At 39.5% G+C, this 2,159-nt stretch carries 3 protein-coding genes and 1 pseudogene; 2 read left to right on the top strand and 2 right to left on the bottom strand.

Annotated elements, in window-relative coordinates; genetic code table 11:
* Positions 1-103: 103 nt before the first annotated feature.
* Both ACFIKB_RS09110 and ACFIKB_RS09115 read right to left on the bottom strand, forming a co-directional pair.
* Positions 104-430, bottom strand: coding sequence for a dATP/dGTP diphosphohydrolase domain-containing protein (locus tag ACFIKB_RS09110; protein ID WP_375610982.1), 327 nt, complete (start codon positions 428-430; stop codon positions 104-106).
* A gap of 574 nt (positions 431-1,004) precedes the next feature.
* On the bottom strand, positions 1,005-1,244 hold the full coding sequence (locus tag ACFIKB_RS09115; RefSeq protein WP_375653428.1) for a helix-turn-helix domain-containing protein: 240 nt from the start codon (positions 1,242-1,244) through the stop codon (positions 1,005-1,007).
* A gap of 87 nt (positions 1,245-1,331) precedes the next feature.
* On the opposite strand from ACFIKB_RS09115, the gene ACFIKB_RS09120 reads away from it, so the two are divergent.
* Positions 1,332-1,685 carry an XRE family transcriptional regulator gene (locus ACFIKB_RS09120; RefSeq protein WP_375653430.1) on the top strand — a complete coding sequence of 118 codons (354 nt, stop codon included), beginning with the start codon at positions 1,332-1,334 and terminating at the stop codon, positions 1,683-1,685.
* A gap of 214 nt (positions 1,686-1,899) precedes the next feature.
* A pseudogene (locus tag ACFIKB_RS09125) lies at positions 1,900-2,159 on the top strand (hypothetical protein); the annotation flags it as partial.

The following is a 2,159-nucleotide window of genomic DNA, read 5'->3' on the forward strand; positions in this document are numbered from 1 at the left end:
TGGTTGCGATAATGCAATGCAATACGAAACATCACTCCGCTTAAGAGCAAAACTGAAACCACTGCTATCCATAAAATTTCATTCGAACTCATCTTTATCTCCTTTAATTTTTATGAGGGCGGTCATCATGACCAATCTGTTGTGCTTCGCATTCCATTAAAAAAAGAATGCAACAAGCCGCATGTGCCAAGTGTGATAAATCACTCTCAGCATCCTTATGCTCTCCACCAAACCATGCTAATAAATGACGTAAAGCAGCACCGTGTAACCTGCTCCAGTGCATGCCATTACGCCAATTGTTTGCTCCGTACTTCTTTGCCCCAAACTCTAAAACTTTACCAATTTCAAGCAGTGCCAACGGTGGTATAAGCTCTACACGAGGCTTACCATCATCATTCTTATGCGCTTCATTTGCATTATGTGAACACATATAAACTCTGTCGCCACCATATTCTTCAGTGCCGCAAACATATGCATTTCCATAAATCTTGGCCTTACCATAAACCACGGCATGACCGAACACCTTAGCAGCATCACAAACCTTGGCATAACCACAAACCTTGGCGTTGCCATAAACCTTGGCGCTGCCATAAACATGGATATTATCGTAAACGTAAGCATTACCAAAAACCGCAGCTTCATCACAAACCTTGGCATTGCCAAATACATGCGCATTACCACAAACCTTGGCGTTGCCATAAATCGCAGCTGCTAAAAGAACATTGGCATTCTCATAAACACGGGCATTGTCATAAACATGAGAAAAACCAAGAACCTTGGCATTGCCAAAAACACGTGCATCACCATAAACCCATGCCCTATTCCCAACCCAACAATCGCCCTCATGAGAGAGGTTGCCTTCACTCTCTACAAAACCACCAACATCACCTGCTTTAACATCACCAAAGTCTCTCAGTGCACGAATGCGGTGAAGAGTTTTTCCAGCAAACTCAATTGTTTCATCAGTAAGTTCGTATTTCTTTTCTACAGCCATCATCACCTCCTTAAGGCTGCAAAGTCTCACGCGCGCTATCAACGCCGGAACTTTTTGCAAATGTAGTCATTGGGGGGTGTTGCTCTTGATCGCATAAAGATTTTAAAAGATAAGCCACTGCTCCTCTTGAAGGAACACCATATTTTTCCCAACGCCATACTGTTGATTTGTTAACGCCTAATAACGCTGCCATTTCGTCCAACGTCAGATTAAGGCGTTTGCGTATTTTTTTTGCTTCTATCTTATTCATAAAATTAAGTGTGCAATGTGCACAGAAAAAAGTCAAGTCGAAAAGCACATATAATATGTGCATTATGAATGGAAAGGAGTTGTCAGAATGCAAGAACAAAAACCCGACCAAGCTATACGCTTAACAGAAGCAAGAATTGCCAAAGGATTTAAATCTGCCCGAGCCGCAGCTCAATATTACGGCTGGTCATATTACACTTATATACAACATGAACAAGGAGTTCGCGGCATCAATAAAGCCGCAAGTCGATACGCAAAAGCTTTTAACGTAAGTACAGGTTGGTTATTGACTGGTGAAGGACAGGGTATAAAAACAAAATCTACAACTGCTCTTTCAGACCGCGAACTTCAAGAAGAAGTTTTTAACGCTCTAAAAAATATATCTCCTGAAAAAAAGCAGTGGCTTCTTCGCATTTTAGATACTTTAAAAGACGAAGAATAATAATTAACCTTCTTTTTTTATCTATACTAAGCTTATTCACTGCCTCCATTATAAGGTTATCAATATCATCCATTTTATATATCCCAAAATAATATAATACTCACTAAATATGTTCATATTGCACATTTTATTGTTGACATATGTGCAATATGCGCATACATATGTCCCATATCTTAGAAAATAACTTTTGCCAATAGGCTCTATGGAGGCATTTGTGACAAAACCAGTGTTTATAAATTCTGATGAAATTCTCTTAGTGATGTGCAAAAATGAAGAGCAAAATCTCGCTAAATCTGGTCCTTTCTTAGAAGAAAGTGACATGATCAAATTTATCGACCAAGCCGATAATGCTGTCCAAATTTTGCGTATTGAACCAACGACTAATCGTTGCGAAGATATCTCTGAAGATATTGCCGAATTCTATCTTAAAGAATGTGAAGAGCAGTGTTTCAACGGAAACATTCCTCACGACTT

The organism is Bartonella sp. MR110HLJHH (assembly GCF_042194225.1).
In the GTDB taxonomy this organism is placed as follows: Bacteria; Pseudomonadota; Alphaproteobacteria; order Rhizobiales; family Rhizobiaceae; genus Bartonella; species Bartonella grahamii.